16 protein-coding genes are annotated in these 19,961 nt (G+C 58.2%); 10 read left to right on the forward strand and 6 right to left on the reverse strand.

The genetic code is table 11. The annotated features are described in order from the left end of the window. Window positions 1-29: 29 nt before the first annotated feature. The 4 genes from AUC61_RS17700 (at window position 30) to uxuA (ending at window position 5,089) form a co-directional block, all read left to right on the forward strand. Window positions 30-1,061, forward strand: a complete 1,032-nt coding sequence (locus tag AUC61_RS17700; protein ID WP_243247488.1) for a Zn-dependent oxidoreductase — start codon at window positions 30-32, stop codon at window positions 1,059-1,061. A gap of 67 nt (window positions 1,062-1,128) precedes the next feature. After that, a complete protein-coding gene (locus AUC61_RS17705; RefSeq protein WP_243247489.1) occupies window positions 1,129-2,427 on the forward strand; it encodes an MFS transporter in 1,299 nt (432 codons plus the stop codon). 11 nt (window positions 2,428-2,438) lie between these two features. Then, window positions 2,439-3,896, forward strand: a complete 1,458-nt coding sequence (locus AUC61_RS17710) for a mannitol dehydrogenase family protein (RefSeq protein WP_243247490.1) — start codon at window positions 2,439-2,441, stop codon at window positions 3,894-3,896. 17 nt (window positions 3,897-3,913) lie between these two features. After that, window positions 3,914-5,089 (forward strand): mannonate dehydratase, encoded by a 1,176-nt coding sequence (gene uxuA, locus AUC61_RS17715; protein ID WP_243247491.1) that lies wholly within the window; start codon window positions 3,914-3,916, stop codon window positions 5,087-5,089. Between the two features lie 245 nt (window positions 5,090-5,334). Here the strand turns inward: uxuA and AUC61_RS17720 are convergent, their stop codons facing one another. The 3 genes from AUC61_RS17720 to AUC61_RS17730 form a co-directional block, all read right to left on the reverse strand. Then, complete coding sequence (locus AUC61_RS17720; protein ID WP_243247492.1) at window positions 5,335-6,048, reverse strand: FadR/GntR family transcriptional regulator; 714 nt, start codon at window positions 6,046-6,048, stop codon at window positions 5,335-5,337. 98 nt (window positions 6,049-6,146) lie between these two features. Further along, window positions 6,147-7,670 (reverse strand): UxaA family hydrolase, encoded by a 1,524-nt coding sequence (locus AUC61_RS17725; protein ID WP_243247493.1) that lies wholly within the window; start codon window positions 7,668-7,670, stop codon window positions 6,147-6,149. 23 nt (window positions 7,671-7,693) lie between these two features. Continuing rightward, on the reverse strand, window positions 7,694-8,704 hold the full coding sequence (locus AUC61_RS17730) for a zinc-binding alcohol dehydrogenase family protein (protein WP_243247494.1): 1,011 nt from the start codon (window positions 8,702-8,704) through the stop codon (window positions 7,694-7,696). 323 nt (window positions 8,705-9,027) lie between these two features. On the opposite strand from AUC61_RS17730, the gene AUC61_RS17735 reads away from it, so the two are divergent. Continuing rightward, a complete protein-coding gene (locus AUC61_RS17735) occupies window positions 9,028-10,149 on the forward strand; it encodes a sugar diacid recognition domain-containing protein (protein WP_243247495.1) in 1,122 nt (373 codons plus the stop codon). Between the two features lie 92 nt (window positions 10,150-10,241). Next, window positions 10,242-11,384: a glycerate kinase gene (locus AUC61_RS17740; protein WP_243247496.1), complete on the forward strand. Its 1,143-nt coding sequence runs from the start codon at window positions 10,242-10,244 to the stop codon at window positions 11,382-11,384. Here AUC61_RS17740 and AUC61_RS17745 read toward each other — a convergent pair. Further along, window positions 11,381-12,289 (reverse strand): LysR family transcriptional regulator, encoded by a 909-nt coding sequence (locus AUC61_RS17745; RefSeq protein ID WP_122664436.1) that lies wholly within the window; start codon window positions 12,287-12,289, stop codon window positions 11,381-11,383. The two genes, AUC61_RS17740 and AUC61_RS17745, sit on opposite strands and share 4 nt — an antisense overlap. A 136-nt stretch (window positions 12,290-12,425) precedes the next feature. Between AUC61_RS17745 and AUC61_RS17750 the strand changes: the two genes are divergently transcribed. After that, entirely contained in the window at window positions 12,426-13,481 is a 1,056-nt protein-coding gene (locus AUC61_RS17750; protein ID WP_243247497.1) for a tartrate dehydrogenase, read from the forward strand. A 93-nt stretch (window positions 13,482-13,574) separates the two neighbouring features. Next, window positions 13,575-14,930, forward strand: coding sequence for a dicarboxylate/amino acid:cation symporter (locus AUC61_RS17755; RefSeq protein ID WP_243247498.1), 1,356 nt, complete (start codon window positions 13,575-13,577; stop codon window positions 14,928-14,930). Between the two features lie 355 nt (window positions 14,931-15,285). Here the strand turns inward: AUC61_RS17755 and AUC61_RS17760 are convergent, their stop codons facing one another. Next, on the reverse strand, window positions 15,286-15,663 hold the full coding sequence (locus tag AUC61_RS17760; RefSeq protein ID WP_243247499.1) for a carboxymuconolactone decarboxylase family protein: 378 nt from the start codon (window positions 15,661-15,663) through the stop codon (window positions 15,286-15,288). 87 nt (window positions 15,664-15,750) lie between these two features. On the opposite strand from AUC61_RS17760, the gene AUC61_RS17765 reads away from it, so the two are divergent. Both AUC61_RS17765 and AUC61_RS17770 read left to right on the forward strand, forming a co-directional pair. After that, window positions 15,751-16,656 (forward strand): LysR family transcriptional regulator, encoded by a 906-nt coding sequence (locus AUC61_RS17765; protein ID WP_243247500.1) that lies wholly within the window; start codon window positions 15,751-15,753, stop codon window positions 16,654-16,656. Between the two features lie 176 nt (window positions 16,657-16,832). After that, window positions 16,833-18,173 carry an MFS transporter gene (locus AUC61_RS17770; RefSeq protein WP_122664441.1) on the forward strand — a complete coding sequence of 447 codons (1,341 nt, stop codon included), beginning with the start codon at window positions 16,833-16,835 and terminating at the stop codon, window positions 18,171-18,173. A gap of 448 nt (window positions 18,174-18,621) precedes the next feature. Here AUC61_RS17770 and AUC61_RS17775 read toward each other — a convergent pair whose 3' ends face one another. Beyond that, the gene (locus AUC61_RS17775; RefSeq protein ID WP_243247501.1) at window positions 18,622-19,953 is read right to left on the reverse strand and encodes an MFS transporter; all 1,332 of its coding nucleotides are present in this window, start codon (window positions 19,951-19,953) and stop codon (window positions 18,622-18,624) included. Between the last annotated feature and the right edge of the window lie 8 nt (window positions 19,954-19,961).

The raw sequence follows: 19,961 nt of genomic DNA on the forward strand, positions 1-19,961 counted from the left end.
GCGGCGGCCGCCCTGACAGGAGTTACCCGATGAAAGCCTTTCAAGTAAGAGCACCTTTTGAGTTCGGCCTGGCCCACGTCGAGGTGCCGCAAGTCGCACCCGGCGAAGTCAAGGTGGACGTCGCCTACGCCGGTATCTGCGGCTCGGACATGCACATCATTCACGGTCAGAACGCTTTCGTGCGTTTCCCTCGAGTCACCGGCCACGAGTTCTCCGGCGTGGTACGCGAAGTGGGCGATGGCGTTGAACACCTCAAGGCGGGCGACCGCGTGTGCATCGATCCGGTGATAAGTTGCGGCACGTGCTACCCGTGCAGAATCAATCGCCCCAACGTCTGCACAAAACTGCAAGTGATTGGTGTGCACCGTGACGGTGGTTTCAGCGAGCAGGTCTGCGTCCCGGCCAGTAACGCCCATCGCCTGCCTGACTCGATGTCCCTGAGTCACGCGGCGCTGGTGGAACCTTATTCCATCGCGCTCAATGTGTTGGATCGCATGCACGTTCATCCGGGCGACAGTCTGTTGATTTACGGCGCTGGCGTGATTGGCCTGACCCTGGTGCAGATGGCCCGGGCACTGGGCTTGACCGACATCACTGTCACCGACGTCATTGATGCGCGCCTGGAAACCGCCAAAGCCCTGGGCGCCAGTCGCACGCTCAATGGTCAGGATGTCGACGTCGAAGCCACGATGCGCGAGTTGACTCAAGGCGAAGGCGTGCCGCTGATTGTCGACGCCGCGTGCATTCCGTCCTTGATGCCGCAAATGGTCCGCTTGGCCTCACCAGCAGGACGTATCGGCTTGCTGGGCTTCAATGCAACGCCGAGTGATCTGGTGCAACTGGAGATGATCAAGAAGGAGTTGACGCTGGTGGGCTCGCGCCTGAACAACCGCAAGTTTCCCAGGGTGATCGAACTGATCGCCAGCGGCAAATTGCAGGTTCAGGAACTGGTCAGCCATCAAGTGTCTTTCGACGAGATGCCAGCGGCCATCGACCTGATCGAAAACCATCCTGAACAGACCCGCAAGGTGCTGGTGCAGTTGAGTGAAGCGCGTCACTAGTCCGATATAGATACGAGTGCCCCTTTGGGCACCCTCACCGAATAAACATAAAAAGCGGGAGGTTCCAATGTTTGGTCAAGGTCGTACATTAATCATCATCATGCTGTTCCTGGCAGGCGTCATTAACTACCTGGATCGCTCGGCATTGTCTGTTGCTGCTCCTTTCATCCAGAAGGACTACGGTCTGACGACGGGTGAAATGGGCATGATCTTCAGTAGTTTTTTCGTCGGCTACGCGGCGTTCAACTTCATCGGTGGCTGGGCCGCCGACCGCTATGGCGCCAAAACCACGCTGTTGTTGGCGATGGTGCTGTGGTCCCTGTTCAGCGGCCTCACTGTGCTGACCGTAGGCTTTGCTTCTCTGGTGCTGATCCGCATTCTGTTCGGCATGGGGGAAGGGCCACTGAGCGTCACCACCAGCAAGATGGTCAACAACTGGTACACGCCAAAACAGCGGGCTCGGGCGCTGGGTTCGTCGATGTCCGGCACGCCTCTTGGCGGTGCGATCTCCGGGCCTGTCGTGGGCTTTATCGCCATCAGCTACGGCTGGAAGGTCTCATTCATTATCATCATGATCGTGGGCCTGATCTGGGCTGCGGTCTGGTACAAGTTCGTCAAGGACAAACCTGAAGGCAAGGTTGCCGAGGAAATCCAGCGCGCCGAAGGCACGAGCGAAGTGGCTTCGTTGCCGGTGCATCCGCTGCGTTATTACCTTAAACAACCCACTGTGTTGTTCACTTCACTGGCGTTCTTTTCCTATAACTACACGCTGTTCTTCTTCCTGACCTGGTTCCCAAGCTACCTGACCATGGCTCACGGCTTGAACGTCAAGGACATGAGCATTGCCACCGTCATTCCGTGGCTGCTGGGTTTCCTGGGTCTGGCGCTGGGCGGTTTCATCTCTGACTTCGTGTTCAAGAAGACCGGGCGGATGATGTTCTCGCGCAAAGTCGTGCTGGTGACCTGCCTGTTGGCGTGTGCGGCCTGCATTGCGGTAGCGGGGATCGTCAAAACGCTTTATCCGGCGGTCATTCTCGTCGCACTGGCGGTGTTCTTCCTGTACCTGACCGGCGCCATCTACTGGGCGATCATTCAGGACACCGTGCCTGCTGCCCGGGTTGGTGGCGTCAGCGGCTTCATGCATTTCCTGGCGAACACCTCGGGCATCATTGGTCCGACCTTGACCGGTTTTCTGGTGCAATTCACCGGTTCGTTTACCAGTGCATTCCTGCTGGCAGGGCTGTTGACCGTCATCGGCGCGGTCTGTGTGGCGCGCTACGTCAAACCGCTAAGCGCTGCAGACACCGGTGAAGCGGCTGTGCAGGCACCGCAACATGATTCGGCCTTGAGCCATCCCAGAACATAAGGAGTGTGTCGATGCCTATTGTGAACCGCGTGCCCGCTACCGGCACTGCGTCAGCGCCAGAAGCGGTCATTGGAATTGTGCATCTTGGCCTGGGGGCGTTTCATCGCGCTCATCAGGCGGTCTACCTGCAACGTCACCTCAATCGTCATGGCCAGAGCGACTGGGGGTTGTGCAGCGCCAACCTGCGCTCCAATCGTGCGGTGGTTGATCTTTTGCGTGAACAGGACTTTCGTTACCACGTTGCCGAGTACAGCGACCGCGAACAGGTGACGCTGCGTGAAATTGCTGTCCTGCGCGAAGCGTTATATGCGGGTGAGGGCGGTGATGAGCTGGAGTTGCTGTTGCAGCGCATGGCCGCGCCGCAAACGCGGATTGTCACGCTCACCGTCACTGAAAAAGGTTATTGCCTGAGCCCATCCACAGGGCAACTACGCCTTGAGGACCCGACGATTGCCCACGACATTGCTCATCCGCAAACGCCACGTTCGGCACCGGGCATTGTCCTTGAAGCCTTGCGCCGCCGTCGTGCTGCCGGGATTCCGGCGTTCACGGTGCTGTGTTGCGACAACATGCCTGATAACGGCCAGCGTACCCGGCAGGCAGTACGCGGACTGGCAGCAGAGCTGGACCAGGAACTGGCGCAGTGGATCGATCAGCACGTAGCGTTTCCCAGCTGTATGGTCGACCGGATTGTCCCGGCCATGACCGCCGAGTCTTTCAGTCGGCTGGAGCAGCAACTGGACTGCCATGATCCGGCTGCAATTGTGTGTGAAAGCTTTAGCCAGTGGGTCATTGAGGACAACTTTCCGCTGGGTCGCCCAGACTGGGAAGTGGAAGGCGTGCAGATGGTTGACGACGTGCAGCCCTTCGAAACGATGAAGCTGCGCATGCTCAACGGCAGCCATTCGCTGTTGGCTTACGTGGGCGTGCTGGCAGGTCATGAAACGGTATTCGAGGCGGTCAGCGACCCGCGCCTGGCGGGACTTATCGAGCACTATATGACCCAAGAAGCGGCGCCCACCCTGAACATGCCAGCGGGTATCGACCTTGCACTCTATGCCCGCGATCTTAAAGCGCGCTTTGCCAATGACAGCCTGCAACATCGGCTGCGACAAATCGCCATGGACGGTTCGCAGAAACTGCCGCAACGCTGGTTGCTCGGTGCACAGCAGTTGCTCGATGACGGTCGCGACATTTCCAGCTCCGCGCTGGGCATTGCAGCCTGGATTCGTTACTGCACACAAACGATAACGCAGGTCGTGGACGACCCGTTGAATGCCACCTTTGCTGATCTGGCGGGACGCTTTGAAGGCGCATCACTGGTGGACGCGTTTCTGGAACTGGATGAAGTCTTCCCGACCGAGCTGTCGAAGCGCGCGGCGTTTCGCGATGCCGTGCAGCAGGCCTATAGCTCGCTGATTGACGACGGCATAAACAGCGTCTTGCAACGCTTTGCTGCTCATAACTAACAAGAAAGGAGACGCACATGGAACAGACATGGCGCTGGTTCGGCCCTAAAGACCCGATTTCCCTGGCAGACGTGCGGCAAACCGGCGCGACCGGCATCGTCACTGCGCTGCACGAAATTCCCAATGGCGAAGTGTGGCCAGTAGAAGCCATCGCCGCGCGTAAACAGATGATTGAAGCCGCCGGGCTGACCTGGTCCGTGGTGGAGAGTATTCCGGTACACGAAGACGTCAAGCGCGGTTGTGGTCGTCGTGACGAGTACATCGCCAACTATCAGCAGAGTGTGCGTAATCTGGCGAGTTGCGGCATCGATATCGTCTGCTACAACTTCATGCCGGTGCTGGACTGGACGCGTACCGACCTTGCGTGGGAACTGGCGGATGGAGGCTGGGCGCTGCGTTTTGATCAGACTGCTTTTGCCGCGTTCGACCTGTTCATTCTCAAGCGTCCCGGGGCGGAAGCCGAGTACAGCGACGCAGATGTTCAGCAAGCCAAGGCTTATTTCGACGGGCTCACGCACAGCCAGACCCAGGCGCTGGTGAATACGCTGATCGCAGGCCTACCAGGCGCTGAAGAGCATTACACCCTTGAAGATTTTCGCGCCTTGCTGCGCACTTACGCGGATATCGACGAAGCCAGATTGCGTGAGCATCTGGGCTATTTTCTGCGGGCATTGATTCCCGTAGCAGAAGAAGTCGGCGTGCGCATGGCTATCCATCCGGACGATCCGCCCCGTGCGCTGCTCGGTCTGCCGCGTATTCTCTCTACCGCCGCCGACGCTCAATGGCTGCTGGACGCTGCGCCTAGTCAGGCCAATGGATTGACGTTCTGCACCGGGTCGTATGGCGTGCGCGAAGATAACGATCTTGTGGCGATGGCGAAGCACTTTGCGCCGTACATCTACTTCACGCACCTGCGCTCAACCCGCCGTGAAGCCGACCCGCGCAGCTTCCACGAAGCCCACCACCTGGACGGTGACGTGGACATGGTCGGCGTCATCCGTGAACTAGTCACCGAGGAGCGCAGACGCCAACGCGAAGGCGGCCCACGCCTGCCACTGCGCCCGGATCACGGCCATCAATTGCTGGACGACCAGCACCGCAAGAGCAACCCTGGATACTCGCTGATTGGTCGACTCAAAGGGCTGGCAGAGATTCGCGGGGTGGAGTTGGCAGTGCGGCAGCAGTTGGGCTGAAAGACCTTAGCGCCTGATCGTCCGGATGCGGCCCAGACCAAGCCCAGCTCCCACAGGAGACCGCGATCTCCTGTGGGAGCTGGGCTTGGTCTGGGCCGCATCCGGACGATTCAGTCGCCACTATTTGTCAGAAAAACCGCATTATCGTTCTTCGCGGGCAAGCCTCGCTCCAAAGCAAACCGCGATCTCATGTGGGAGCCGGGCTTGGTCTGGGCCGCATCCGGACGATTTAGGCGCCTCAGATATCAAGTCAACACATCCTCCGGCCCCAGCGCCTGCAGCCAGCGCCCCTCGGAGCGACTCAAATGCTGGCGCATCGAGGTCTGGGCGCTGAGGACGTCCTTGGTGGCAACCGCGCGCAGAATCGCCTCATGCTCGATGACCGCGGCCTCCCAGGTCGAAGCATTCTCTGAATGCTTGCTGAGGTGGGCTGAAATCGGATTATGTCGCTCATCAAACAGCGCCGTAATGATCCGTACCAGGGCCGAGTTGCCGCTCATTTTAGCCAGGCGCTGATGAAACTTACGGTCGTCCTCAAGGGGCGGCAGGCCGTTGGCAATGCTTGTGCGCATCGCGTCGATGCAGTCCTGCAAATAACGGTAATCGCTTTTCTTGCCATGCAAGCAGGCCAGAATCACACTCTCGCCTTCGATCAGCGCACGGGCCTGCATCAGCTCCGATGGGCTCTCGCCCAAAGTGACAGCCTTACCGCCAACGTCCTTGGGGTTAGCTCGCACATAAACGCCCGAGCCCATCTTGATTTCAACGGCACCTTCGATTTCCAGCGCAATCAGCGCCTCGCGCAGTGAGGGTCTGGACACACCCAGCAGACGCGTCAGATCCCGTTCGGGAGGCAGCCTCGCGCCGGTTTTAAAATCCGCCTGCGCGATGTAATTGCGCAGTTGATCGGCAATTTTCTGATACGGCTTTCGGTCAGCGGCGTTGATCGGTGAAACCATGGCGTCGGCGTCCATCGGAAAGTTGGCGAAGGCTACCATAGCGACCGATTACGGCGCCGCTGCTGAAGCGGTCCATGGAATAGAGGTTAAGGGCTTCATCACATCACTGCGCCGATCTGCCACGGCAAGAACTCGTTATCCCCCAAACCATTTTCTTCACTGCAGGTTTGCCGTCCGGAAGCGGTATCGAGCATCAACTGGAACAAGCGCTGGCCGGACTCGGCCACAGACTCCAGGCCGTCCACGATTCCGCCAGCATCGAAATCCATGTCCAGTTCCATGCGCTGGAACAGCCCGGTATTGGTAGCGATCTTCAACGATGGGGTGGGCTTGCAGCCATAGGTCGAACCCCGGCCGGTAGTAAAACAGATCAGGTTCGCGCCGCCCGCGACCTGGCCGGTAGCAGACACCGGGTCGTAGCCGGGAGTGTCCATGAACACCAGCCCGCGGGCTTCAATGCTTTCCGCGTATTGGTAAACCCCCATCAAGCCGGTAGCGCCTGCCTTGGCCACAGCGCCCAGGGATTTTTCCAGAATGGTAGTGATGCCACCGGCCTTGTTGCCAGGCGAGGGGTTGTTGTTCATGTCGCCGTCGTTGTGCTGCACGTAGGCTTCCCACCAGCGAATCCGCTCCATCAATTTAGCTGCGATGTCGGGGGCGGCGGCGCGGGCCGTCAGCAGGTGTTCAGCGCCATAAATCTCCGGGGTTTCCGAAAGAATCGCGGTGCCGCCTTGTTTGACCAGCAGATCCACCGCTGCGCCCAGTGCCGGGTTGGCGGTGATGCCTGAGTAACCATCCGAGCCGCCGCATTGCAGGCCGACGCACAGATGGCTGGCAGATACGGTTGTGCGCTTGAAGCTGTTAATGACCGGCAACATCGCTTCTATGTGGGCGATGCCGCGTTGCACGGTTTCGCGCGTGCCGCCCGCGTCCTGAATGATCAGACTGGCCTTGAGCAGTGCGGATCGATCATCCAGCTCATTCAGTAGCGGCGTGAGCTGATTAACCTCACACCCCAGACCGATCAACAGCACGCCGGCGAAGTTGGCGTGATTCGCGTAGCCGCTTAGCGTCCGTTTAAGAATGTCGATGCCTTCGCCTTTGGCGCCCATGCCGCAGCCGCTGCCATGGGTGATGGCAACCACGCCGTCGACATTGGGGAAGTCTTTCAGGCGTTCGGCAGAGAACGCCTGGGCGATGTGTTTGCAGACAGTCGCGGAGCAATTGACGCTGGAAATGATCCCGATGTAATTGCGGGTACCGACGCGTCCATCGTCGCGCAGGTAACCTTCGAATGTGACCGGCTCATGGCTCAATGTTGTGGGCACATAGGCGTTTTGCACGCTGTGTTCGGTCGTGACGGTCGGCATCGCGAGGTTATGCACGTGCACATAGTCGCCTGGCTCGATGCTCTGGGTAGCCTGGCCGATAGTCTGGCCATATTTGAGTACCTGCTGCCCGATCGACACACGGCGCAGGGCAATCTTGTGACCCGACGGTATCGGCTGTCGTGCAACCAGGGCAATGCCGTCAGCGCTCAACGACTGGCCTTCGGCGATGTCGCCCCGGGCCACAGCGACATCATCTCCGGGTGTCAAAACAAGCAAGGAGGGCTGGTTCATGGTGCGTCCTCTTCAACGGCTTTTCAGCACTCGATGATTGCTTTGACGACGCCCTGTTTCGGGTCGAGCAAGGTGGTGAACGACTCGGCCACATTCTTGAGTGTCAGCCGGTGGGTGTTCAACGCTGCGTCTGGAATCAAGCCGTTGCGCAAGCATTCTTCCACGTAGTGAAAGTCTTCTTTGGTGGCGTTACGGCTGCCCATTAACGTGGCTTCACGCTTGTGAAATTCAGGGTCGGAAAAGGTAATGGAATCCCTGACCACCGAAATCATCACGTAAGTGCCGCCGTGCGCGATGAACTCGAAGCCGCGTTCCATCGCTCGGGCATTGCCGGTGGCATCGAACACCACATCGAAGAAATCACCCCCTGTGAGGTCAGACAGGGCCTGCTTGTCGCCTTCGCCGATTTTTACGGCCGCATGGATATTCAAATGCTGCGAACAGAACGCCAGTCGGTCATCCCGGGTGTCCAGCACCGTGACCTGAGCCCCGCGCAGGTTGGCGAAGATCGCCGCTGCCATGCCAATCGGGCCGGTACCGACCACCAGCACGCGCTTGTCGGCCTGCACATTTGAGCGCCGCACCGCGTGTGCGCCGATCGACAGGAATTCGATCATGGCGGCCTGATCGAGGGACACCCCCATTGCTTTGTGCACGAACGCCTGCGGGATACTCAGGTATACGGTGAAGGCCCCATCGCAGTGAACACCCAGGACCTGGATACAGGTGCAGCAGTTGGTTTTTCCCTGACGGCAGGCACTGCAGGTCCCGCAGGAAAGGTAAGGCATCACGTAAACCACATCGCCAACAGCCAGCTCGCTGGTGCCGTCAGCGTCTTCGACCACCCCGGAGAATTCATGGCCCATCACGCGCGGGTAATCGAGGTAAGGCTGGTTACCGGTGTAGATATGCAGGTCAGTGCCGCAGACGCCAACTCGTTTGACACGGATCAGGACCTCTCCGGGTTGCCGGACCGGTTTGTCACGTTCAATGGCGGTCAACGATCCAGGTTCATTACAGATGACAGTCAGCATGCTGATGCTCCTTGTTTATGGGGAAGGGCACCGAACGCGCTGCTGATGGGGGATCTATTCATCAGTGGGATCTCTTTTTGTTGTAGTCGGACAGGTGCCCGCTCGGATGATCACGGCTGAAAAACTACACGCCACACATTACATTGGCAAGACCAATATCAACTCAATCTGGATTGGACTGACCAATCGTATTTTTCAGACAAGTGAATGCGGCATCGGACGCCTGCTTGTAAAACCGATGATGTGACCTTCATGATGCTCAGCGGGCATTCATCCGGGCCCGAGCACTTTCAAGCACACTCGCAGGGCAAAAGGACAACAAGATGTTTGAACTGGACTACGCGCTGGCACAGGAGATAGTCGACCGGGCGATGGCCATCCTGCCGTGCAATGTCAACGTCATGGACAGTCAGGGATTGATCCTGGGGAGCGGTGAAACCGGACGTATCAATACCCGCCACGAGGGGGCGCAGCAGGTTTTGGCCACGCAGCAAATCCTGTCCATCGACATTCATCAGGCCTCGGGTCTCAAGGGCGTTCAACAGGGTATCAATGTACCGCTCATGCATGACGGGCGATTGATTGGCGTACTGGGGCTGACGGGGGATCCGCAGGCGCTGGGCACCTACGCGCAGTTGTTGCGCATGACCGCTGAAATGCTCGTCGCTCAACGCCATCGGGAGGATGAGCGCCAGTGGCGCAAACTGCGTATTGATGAACTCCTGTCACTGCTGCTGAACGAAACTGGCGAACCGGCCCGGCTGCTGGATGAAGCGCAACGACTGGGCCTCAAACCTCAGCTTGCACGCACACCGATATGGATTGAGCTGGCCTCGGATCAGGCGATTGCAGCAGTGTGTGAATGGCTGCAGGGACGAGCGGCGGACAGTTGGTGCCTGAGTTACTCTTCTAGAACACTGCTCTGGTGCCCCCCCTCGACAGCGGTTATTGACCCGGACAAGCTCCAGCAGAAAATGCAAACCCAGGGTTGGCTCGTAGACCGCCTGGCAATCGGCGTGCCTGCGCAGGACATCGTGCAACTGCGCAAAGTCTGCATCCGGGTGAAGACGCTCGCCGCTTATGGCCTGGCGGTGATGACACACGAAAAAGTTTTGCACCTGACCCGCTATCGCTTGCCGGTGATGTTGTGGGCGCATCGGGAAGAGGGCGCGACGGACGAACTACTGGCGATTATCGAGAAGGTCCGTGCCAGCGACAGCAATGGCCAGTTGATGCAGACCCTGCGCAGTTGGTGTGAACATAGCGGACAGGTTCAACAGTGCGCAGCAGCGTTGGGCTTGCACCGCAACAGCCTGCGCTATCGGATGGACCGTATCGCGGAAATCACCGGCCTGGACCTGAGCAGGATCGATGACGTGATGACGTTGTACCTCGGTGTGCAGTTGCTTCCGGGAATTTCACTGGCTTGTGCGGGCGACCAATAAAACAGTTAATTTATTGTTCTGAAGACCGAAGCGTATTAGATGCATAGGCTGTCAGCCTGAAGGCACAACAAATAGATCGCCGGAGAGCGTCAATGAAGATCGTCATAGCACCTGATTCGTTTAAAGACAGCCTGAGCGCAGCCGGTGTTGCTGAAGCGATTGCGCTGGGGCTGGCGGAAGTCTTTCCCCAGGCCGAACTTGTTCAATGCCCCATGGCCGATGGCGGCGAGGGCACCGTGGATGCGATCCTGGCGGTACTCGACGGCGAACGCCGTCAGGCTGTCGTCACCGGACCACTCGGGACTGAAGTCACGGCCCAGTGGGGGTGGTTACCCGAGTCGCGTACCGCAATCATTGAAATGGCCGAGGCCAGTGGCTTGCAACTGGTGGCAGTGGCGCAACGGAATGCGTGTATCACCTCCACTGTGGGGACCGGCCAGCTGATCGTTGAAGCCCTTGATGCTGGCGCTGAGAAAATCGTCTTGACCATCGGCGGCAGCGCAACCAATGACGGCGGTGCGGGCATGCTCACTGCGCTGGGTGTGCGTTTTTATGATGCACAAGAAAACGAAGTGCAGCCCGGAGGTTTGGCGCTGTCCGGTCTGGCGCGCATCGAGCTGAACGGGCTGGACCCGCGTTTGCAGGCCGTCAGTTTCGAAATTGCAGCTGATGTCGATAACCCGCTGTGCGGTCCCCACGGTGCCTCATTCACCTTTGGCCGACAAAAAGGCGCGAGCCCTGAGCAAATACAATCACTGGACCATGCACTGGCCCACTATGCGGACTGCTGCGCTGCCGTGCTTGAGCACGATGTACGGGACGAGCCCGGCGCAGGTGCTGCGGGAGGCATGGGCTTTGCCGCAAAAGCATTTCTGAAGGCGGGTTTTCGACCGGGTGTTGAAGTGGTTGCCGAGTTGGTCGGCCTGGCAGACAAAGTCCAGGGCGCAGACTTTGTTGTCAGTGGGGAGGGCAGTTGCGACTTCCAGACCCTGAGAGGCAAAACCCCTATGGGGGTCGCCCGGATCGCGCAAAAGCATAACGTGCCGGTGCTGATTCTCACCGGAACCCTGGGTGAAGGTTACGAAGCCCTTTATCAGCACGGCATTACCGCCGCGTTTTCGGTGGTTTCAGGTCCCATGAGTCTGACTGATGCCTGTCAGGAAGCCTCGCGCTTGTTGCAGCAGAGCGCAAGGGATGTCGCCCGCGTCTGGCAACTGGGGCACACGAGACGCTAGTTATCTTCGACGTTATCAATGTGCTTGAAACGCTCGATTAGAAAGTCGATCAGGCTGCGCACCCGCGCTGATAAATGCAGTTGCTGCGGATAGACCGCATACACGTCAGCGCGGGTTGGCGTCTGGTCCTCAAGCACCAGTCGCAGACGGCCACTGCGCACATAACGGGCTATGTCCCATTCGGCCCTGAGCAGTATGCCGAACCCCTCCAGCGCCCAGTTCAGGGCGACTTCGCCGTCATTACAACCCAGTGCGCCATGCACCTTCACGTTGTCCGTGCGCCCGCCATTGGTAAAGCTCCACACCCCGTAAGGTGACTCGTTCTGGCGAATGAAAATGCAATTATGGTTCTGCAGTTCACTGAGCTTCTGCGGTGTCCCGTATTTCTCGAGGTACAGCGGCGAGGCACACAGCAGGCGCCGGTTGGAGGCAATCTTTCGTGCATGAAAGGCGGCGTCCGGCAGGGTTCCGAAACGAATGCCCAAATCGAAACCGTGTGCTGCCAGATCCAGAGGATGGTCACTGATCTCCAGCTGGATTTCGACTTCGGGATACAGGGCGAAGAACGCCGCGAGGGCGGGGCCAACATGCCGACGGCCGAAGCCCAGAGACGCGTTGACGCGGATCAAGCCTTTAGGCGTCGCACGGCTGCTGCTCATCAACTGCTCAAGATCGTCGATCTGGGTCAGGATGCGCGCCGCATGAGAGAAATACAGTTCGCCCTCCGAGGTCAGGCTCATTGATCGCGTCGTACGGTTGACCAGGCGGATGCCTAGCCGCGCTTCCAGTGCGGTCAACCGCTTACTCACTGCTGGCGGGGTAACGCCCAGCTCACGCGCTGTCGCAGCAAGGCTGCCCTTGTTGGCCAACAAGTGGAAAAAAGACAAATCCAGGGTTTGGCTCATTCGTAACTCAAAGTTATTTATGTAGTGATTTGGAGTAACTCATGCCTCTTTATTCACTACATATACTCCGATCACACCCCTTTGGACAGCCCGGTTCGACGGGAATAACAAGAACGTGACGAGAGTGGAGTTGAAGATGAGCGCATACAAAATTGCTGCAGTTCCAGGTGACGGCATCGGTGTAGAAGTCATCGCGGCAGGCGTTGAAGTGCTGCAGGCCCTGTCTGAAAAATCCGGGTTCGAACTGGATTTCAAACACTTCGACTGGAATTCCGACAACTATCTTAAAAACGGTTACTACATTCCCGAGGGCGGCCTGGAAGAGCTGAAAACCTTCGATGCGATTTTCTTCGGTGCGGTCGGCGCACTCAACGTGCCAGACCATATTTCCCTTTGGGGCCTGCGTCTGCCCATCTGTCAGGGCTTTGATCAGTACGCCAACGTACGTCCGGCGCGAGTGCTGCCGGGCGTTAAAAGCCCGCTGCATAACGGCGAGCAGATCGACTGGGTGGTGGTGCGGGAAAACTCGGAGGGTGAATACTCCGGTAACGGTGGCCGTGTTCACCGTGGTTTGCCTGAAGAAGTCGCCACTGAAGTGTCGGTATTTACCCGTGCAGGGGTAGAGCGCATTCATCGCTTTGCGTTCGAACTGGCGCAAAGTCGACCGCGCAAACACCTGACCATGGTCACCAAGTCCAACGCCCAGCGACATGGCATGGTGCTCTGGGACGAGATTTTCTATGAAGTTGCCAAGGACTTCCCGGACGTCAAAATCGATAAGGAACTGGTCGACGCAGTGACCACGCGAATGGTGCTGAAACCGTCGACGCTGGACGTCATCGTCGCCACCAATCTGCATGCCGACATTCTCTCGGACCTTGCCGCTGCCTTGTCCGGCAGCCTGGGCATTGCACCGACTGCAAACCTCAACCCGTCGCACAAATTCCCGTCAATGTTCGAGCCGATTCACGGCTCGGCATTCGACATCACGGGTAAAGGCGTGGCGAACCCGATCGCGACGTTCTGGACCGCCGCAATGATGCTTGAGCATCTGGGTGAGCCCGCAGCCGCCAAGCAATTGATGTCGGCCATCGAAGCGGTAACCGAAAGTGGCTTGCACACTCCAGACCTCGGCGGCACCGCCACTACCCGGCAGATCACCGATGCGGTGATCGCGCTGATCAAGCGCTGATTCAAAGTAGTACTGCGGCACAACGCCAAGGGGCAGTTCACTGGAGCTGACCCCTCGGCATTTCCTGACAACAATAAAAATCAGGGCCCTGTCATGAAAAGAATATTTGGCAAGCTGTACGTGCAAGTGCTCATCGCCGTCATCCTCGGCGCGCTGGTGGGCGTGCTGGTTCCGGAAACCGGAACCGCGCTCAAACCGTTGGGTGATGCGTTCATCAAACTGATCAAAATGCTCCTGGCTCCGGTGATCTTCCTCACGGTAGTGACAGGCATTGCCAAGATGGAAAACATGAAAGAGCTGGGCCGCGTCGGTTTTCGTGCGCTCATCTATTTTGAAGTGGTGTCGACCCTGGCGCTGGTGGTTGGCCTGGTGGTCGTTGACGTGTTCAAGCCAGGCGCCGGCATGAACATCGATGTGGCAACACTCGATGCCTCCAGTCTGGCCAACTACACCACAGCGGCGAAACACACGACGTTCATGGATTTCTTCATGAACATCATTCCAGACACCATCGTCGATGCGTTTGCCAAAGGCAATGTGCTGCAAATCCTGCTGTTTTCAATATTGCTGGGTGTCGCGCTGGCTCACGTCGGGCCGCGTGGCAAACCCTTTGTCGACATGCTCGACAGCCTGATGCAGGGCATGTTTCGCATCGTCAACATGGTCATGCGTCTGGCACCCATCGGTGCGTTTGGTGCAATCGCCTTCACCATTGGCAAATACGGTTTTGGTTCGCTGTTTTCGCTGGGCAAATTAATGGCCTGTGTTTACCTGACCTGCATCGTGTTCGTGATCTTCGTGCTGGGGCCTATCTGCCGCTACAGCGGGTTCAGCCTGTGGAAGTTTCTCAAGTTCATCAAGGAGGAGCTGTTCACCGTGCTGGGCACCAGTTCGTCTGAGTCGGTGCTGCCGCAGATGATCTCGAAGATGGAAAAAGCTGGTGTGTCCAAACCGGTTGCGGGGATGATCATCCCGTCCAGCCTGACCTTCAACCCTGATGGACAGGCGATCTACTACACCATCGCGGCGATCTTTATTGCTCAGGCGACCAACACGCCGTTGACGCTGACCGACCAGTTGATTGTCCTGGCCGTATTGATGTTTACCTCCAAAGGATCTGCGGGGGTTACCGGTTCTGGCTTCATCATTTTGGCGGCGACGCTGTCTTCGCTGGGCACGATTCCGGTGGCGGGGATGGTCTTGTTGCTGGGTGTTGATCGGTTCATGTCCGAAGCACGGGCGATCACCAACACCATTGGCAACGGCGTGGGCACCATGGCCATCGCCAAATGGGTAGGCGCGCTGGACACGGTGAAGATGAACAAAGCGCTTAATGGTGAACCCGAGGACACGAAGCCTGTTAGACAGCCTGAGAATGTGGCGGCTTATCCCGCGACGGAGAGCAGTCCGTTGGTGGACGGCCTCGAAAGGGCGAGGCGCCTGTCCTAGGTTTGTGTAATTCCAGAAGCGTATGGCTTCTATCGAACAACATGCACTCCCTTGAACCAGGGTGCATGTTCCAGGCGATCGCCCCGCGCCGTCGCGAAATAATCACTGAATCTGTAGGAGCGCACGAGCAACGCGAGGCCGCGATGGCGACCTGCCTGATACACCGCGATCGCTGGCCTCGTAACCTCGGTGAGCTCCTACAGGTCAGGGTTTAATCTGGAGAATTGCAGTTGTTCGAGGAACGCGAGGCCGCGATGGCGGCCTGTCTCATACACCGCCATCGCCGGCCTCGTAACCTCGGTGAGCTCCTACACGTCAGGGGTTGGCCGGGCCATAGCACGCAGTCATGGACAAATCATTCAGCTATCTGCGAAAACACTTCCTTGGCCGCAAACAGCCCGTTAAGCGCGGCGGGGAAACCGGCATACACAGCCATTTGCATGATGACTTCGACAATCTCCTGCTCGGAGCAGCCAACATTACGTGCACCGTGGATGTGTACCTTGAGCTGTGGTGCTGCATTGCCCAATGCCGTGAGCGCCGCGACAACAGCAAGCTCTCGGGTCTTGAGGTCCAGACCCGGCCTCGAGTAAATATCGCCAAACGGAAACTCGATAAGCAGTCGTGCGAAATCAGGAGCAATATCCTTCAGGCTCTCAATGACATTTTCCCCCGCCTGACCATCAATCTCTTTAAGCTTCGCCAAGCCTCTGACATAACGTTGGTTTTCCATGGGTATCTCCTGAGATGAACTGTGACTGGCACCTTAGGCGGGGCCTTGGCTTTTGATCCAATACTCTTTAGGTGATACCTTTTCGGTATGAATGAAGCCATCGATCTGCGGCAGTTCCGGTACTTCCTTGCCCTCAGCGAGGAACTCAACTTTGGGCGTGCCGCGACGCGCCTGAATATTTCCCAGCCACCGCTCAGTCGACAAATCCGCCAGCTGGAAACCCTGCTCGGCGTCGATTTGTTCGTGCGGACCACTACCGGCGTCACCCTGACCCAGGCGGGCCTGGCGTTCGTGCCAGAGGTCAAACGAACACTGGCACAGGCCGCGAAAGCCGTGGCGATTGCTCAAGCGACGATTGAGGATGAGTGCGATCAGCTGCGTGTGGGATACACCACGGTGTTTGATCGCAGCGTCATTCCCGATGTGTCCGGGCCGCTAAACGTGCGCTATCCGGGCGTGCGAATGACCATGGCGGGCAAGCACTCGATCAGCCTCGTGCGGGACATCAGCAATGGCGTAATGGATGTGGCTTTCATCGGCTTGCACACCGAGACCAAAGGCCTGAATGTCGAGACACTGCTGGAAGAGCCAGTGGTGGTTGCGCTGCCCGCCAGCCACCCCCTTGCCCGCAAGCGCAGGCTGGGCTTTTCAGACCTGGCTGACGAGGCGATATTCCGCTTCGAGCGGCGACTGAACCCCGGGTTTTATGATCATTGTCTGACGGTTTTTGAGCGACACAACTTCAAGCCGCGCACGATTCCTGAACCCGACGACCATCACATCCTGCTCGGCCTGATTGCCGAGGGGCAGGGCATCGCGTTCGTTTCCGCCTCACTCCAGAATGTCACACGGCGCGGTGTGGTCTTTCGCCCGCTCAGGAATCAGGCGAGCGAGCTGTCCAGCGGGATCGCCGTAGTGTGGAACGCCCGCAAATCGTCAGCAGTTCTGGATTATTTACTCGAACTTGTGCGGATCAACGCGAAGCCGAAATGAGCCTGATCAGGCGCTGAATCTGCCCATTTGCGCCAGGGTGGATCATCGTTGGCACTTGATTGGTGCGCAGGTCGTTTTGCACAAGAAAAACTGATCGTTGCGGTGTAAAAAACCCGTTTGTCACACCTTGGCGTGTCGACGGATCATTTCTTCATTCTTGATCAATGGAGAACATGATGAGTACGACGCAAACTACACAGGCGCTGTCCGACTCGGCACCTGTTGCATCTTCAGCGCCTGTTGCCTCGGGCAAGAAAATGAGCCGCCTGGCGGCTGCCAGTACGATCGGCACGACGCTGGAGTGGTACGACTTCACGGTCTACAACCTGATGGCGGCGCTGGTCTTCAATGCGATCTTCTTTCCCTCTTTCGATCCGCTCACCGGCACCATTCTCGCGTTTTCAACCTATGCCGTTGGTTATATCTCACGACCTCTCGGTGGCATTGTCTTTGGTCATCTGGGCGATAAGCTCGGCCGTCGTTTTGTGCTGGTCACCACGCTGGTATTGATGGGCGTGGCCACAGGCCTGATGGGCTTGTTGCCCACCTACGCCGCGTGGGGCATCTGGAGTCCGATTCTGCTGGTGGCGTTGCGCTTCGTGCAGGGCGCGGCGATTGGCGGTGAATGGGCGGGCGCGGTTTTGCTCTCCATGGAGCATGGTGCGCAGCATCAGCGTGGTCGTAATGCGTCTTTCACCCAGGTAGGCCCATCGTGCGGTACGTTGCTGGGCACCGGCTTCATTGCGTTGGTTTCCTGGGGGCTGAGCCCGGAAGACTTCCAGTCGTGGGGCTGGCGCATTCCGTTCCTGTCGAGTGTCGCACTGGTGATCTTTGGCCTCTGGCTGCGTCGCGGGGTGGAAGAAACCCCGGTTTTCAAGGAGATCGAAGCACACAACGCAACGGCAAAAACGCCGATCAAGGAAGTCTTCAGTAACCACTGGCGTCGACTGCTGCTGGCAGGCGGTGCGCGTGTCGGATCGGACGTTCTTTATGCGCTGGTTGTAGTGTTCACGCTGACCTACGTGACGACGGTTTTGCATTTGCCGCGACCTCTGGCGCTCACCGCAACGATGATTGGCGCGGGGCTGAACGCGATTTGTGTGCCGCTGTTCGGCATCCTCTCCGACAAGATCGGCCGACGTCCCGTGTACATCGGCGGCGCGCTGTGTGCGATGGTCTGGGCTTTTGTATTCTTCAAACTGATGAACACTGCCGAGCCTCTGTCGATTTGCATCGCAGTCGTCGTGGGCCTGGTCATTCACGCCGCGATGTACGGCCCACAAGCTGCGTTCGTAACCGAACAGTTTCCGACCCGGGTGCGCTACGCCGGTTCGTCGCTGGCCTACACCCTGGCAGGCATTATCGGCGGCGGCTTCGCTCCGCTGATCATCGCCAGCCTTTACAAGTCTTACAACTCGACACTGGCTGTTTCGTTGTATGTGTGTGCAGCGCTGAGCATTACGTTGATTGCGCTGATCTGCGCCAGAGAGACAGCGGGTAAGCCGTTGGAGAAATAGCCTGTAAGGTTCAGGCATAGAGAAAGCCCCCGAGCCTTTGGTCGGGGGCTTTTTTTGTGGGCGGCGTGCGATAGATATAAACCCTCGGAGTCACGAGTCTCTTGACCTCGATAGGCTAGATACCCCACTTGCTGCACGAGGGGGCATCACATCGATGATGGACCTGCAGTGTTTTTCTATCGGTAGGAGCGCGCTTGCCCGCGATTCGGTCATTCAGTCGATGAATAAATTGCCTGTGCTAACGCGATCGCGGGCAAGCGCGCTCCTACAGGTAAAAAAGCATTTCAAGTCAGAGAGACAGGCGCACAAGAAGGTCATGACGACCCCGGCAGTAGTCGGCGCGCGTGCGCTTTTAAAGAAGACAGGTGGGTGTGCTTGCGGGGAGGGGAGTGAAGATCGGGGCATTACACAGCGCAATGCCCCGATCTTTATCAATCAATCAGACAACTCATTTCGTACGGCTGACTTTCACATCCTTGAACAGGCAGAACACCAGTACAGCAGCCAGAATTTCCAGCACAGCAACGAAGTACAGACCTGCTGCCAGGCTGCCAGTCAGTGTGCGCAGCCAGCCGATCATGTAAGGCGCGATGAAGCCTGCCAGGTTACCGATGCAGTTGATCAGTGCAATGCCGCCAGCCGCTGCGGTACCGGCGAGGAACGCGCCCGGGATCGACCAGAACACCGGAAACGCAGCAAGGATGCCGGCTGCTGCAATGGTCAACGCAATCAGGGCCATGGTCGCATTGCCCAGGCAAAGACCGGTGGCGATCAAACCCAGACCTGCCAGCAAGGCGGCAGTGGCGCAATGAATGCGACGCTCGGCGGTTTTGTCCGAGTGATGACCGTTCCACAGCATGGCCAGGGTGCCGACGATAAAGGGAATCGCCGCCAGCAAGCCGATGCTCATGGTGTCGTTGACGCCCAGTGACTTGATCACCGAAGGCGTCCAGAAGGCAATGGTGGCGTTTCCCGAAACGATGCAGAAATACACCAGCGTACACAGCCAGACCTTGGGATTGCGGATCAGGGCTTTCAGGTCGCTGTGTTTCTCCGGCTCCGCATCTTCGCGGGCAATCACCGCGCTGACCATTTGCTGTTCAGCAGGGCTCAGCCATTTGGCGTTGACGGGTTTTTCCGGCAAATAACGCAGCACGGCGAAGCCCGCGATCACCGAAGGTATGCCTTCGAGGATGAACAGCCACTGCCAGTTCGCCAGGCTACCGACACCCACCATGCGGCTCATGATGAAGCCGGCAATCGGCCCACCGACGACACCGGCAATCGCGAACGAGGTCATGAACATCCCGTTGATGCGTGCCCGTTGTGCGGCAGGGAACCAGTAAGTCAGGTACAGCACCACGCCAGGAAAGAACCCGGCTTCGAACACACCCAGCAAGAACCGCAAGATGTAAAACGACATCGGGCTGGAGACGTAGGCCATCGCCATCGACGTCAGGCCCCACAGGATCGTGATCCGGGCCAGGGTGCGACGTGCACCGATCTTTTCCAGCAAGAGGTTGCTGGGCACCTCAAACAGGAAATAGCCGATGAAAAAGATACCGGCTCCAAGCCCGTAGACGGCCTCGCTGAAGCCCAGATCATCGAGCATGGCCAGCTTGGCGAAGCCGACGTTGACCCGATCGATCCAGGCCAGCACAAACAGAAACACCAGAAACGGAAGCAAGCGCCAGGCAATCTTGCGGTAGGTTGCAGCGGTCGCGGCCTTGTCAGAGGCACTTTCAGCTGAACTGGCGGGCAGGGCGGGATTGTGGTTCATGTTGCATC

The organism is Pseudomonas maioricensis (genome assembly GCF_022790535.1).
Lineage (GTDB): Bacteria > Pseudomonadota > Gammaproteobacteria > Pseudomonadales > Pseudomonadaceae > Aquipseudomonas > Aquipseudomonas maioricensis.

Coding starts and splice junctions, on each gene's coding strand:
- AUC61_RS17735 (WP_243247495.1), top strand. CDS start 9,028: ATGTTTGAACTGGACTACGCGCTGGCACAGGAGATAGTCGACCGGGCG.
- AUC61_RS17775 (WP_243247501.1), bottom strand. CDS start 19,953: ATGAACCACAATCCCGCCCTGCCCGCCAGTTCAGCTGAAAGTGCCTCT.
- AUC61_RS17750 (WP_243247497.1), top strand. CDS start 12,426: ATGAGCGCATACAAAATTGCTGCAGTTCCAGGTGACGGCATCGGTGTA.
- AUC61_RS17710 (WP_243247490.1), top strand. CDS start 2,439: ATGCCTATTGTGAACCGCGTGCCCGCTACCGGCACTGCGTCAGCGCCA.
- AUC61_RS17765 (WP_243247500.1), top strand. CDS start 15,751: ATGAATGAAGCCATCGATCTGCGGCAGTTCCGGTACTTCCTTGCCCTC.
- AUC61_RS17770 (WP_122664441.1), top strand. CDS start 16,833: ATGAGTACGACGCAAACTACACAGGCGCTGTCCGACTCGGCACCTGTT.
- AUC61_RS17705 (WP_243247489.1), top strand. CDS start 1,129: ATGTTTGGTCAAGGTCGTACATTAATCATCATCATGCTGTTCCTGGCA.
- AUC61_RS17720 (WP_243247492.1), bottom strand. CDS start 6,048: ATGGTTTCACCGATCAACGCCGCTGACCGAAAGCCGTATCAGAAAATT.
- AUC61_RS17700 (WP_243247488.1), top strand. CDS start 30: ATGAAAGCCTTTCAAGTAAGAGCACCTTTTGAGTTCGGCCTGGCCCAC.
- AUC61_RS17730 (WP_243247494.1), bottom strand. CDS start 8,704: ATGCTGACTGTCATCTGTAATGAACCTGGATCGTTGACCGCCATTGAA.
- AUC61_RS17725 (WP_243247493.1), bottom strand. CDS start 7,670: ATGAACCAGCCCTCCTTGCTTGTTTTGACACCCGGAGATGATGTCGCT.
- AUC61_RS17755 (WP_243247498.1), top strand. CDS start 13,575: ATGAAAAGAATATTTGGCAAGCTGTACGTGCAAGTGCTCATCGCCGTC.
- uxuA (WP_243247491.1), top strand. CDS start 3,914: ATGGAACAGACATGGCGCTGGTTCGGCCCTAAAGACCCGATTTCCCTG.
- AUC61_RS17760 (WP_243247499.1), bottom strand. CDS start 15,663: ATGGAAAACCAACGTTATGTCAGAGGCTTGGCGAAGCTTAAAGAGATT.
- AUC61_RS17745 (WP_122664436.1), bottom strand. CDS start 12,289: ATGAGCCAAACCCTGGATTTGTCTTTTTTCCACTTGTTGGCCAACAAG.
- AUC61_RS17740 (WP_243247496.1), top strand. CDS start 10,242: ATGAAGATCGTCATAGCACCTGATTCGTTTAAAGACAGCCTGAGCGCA.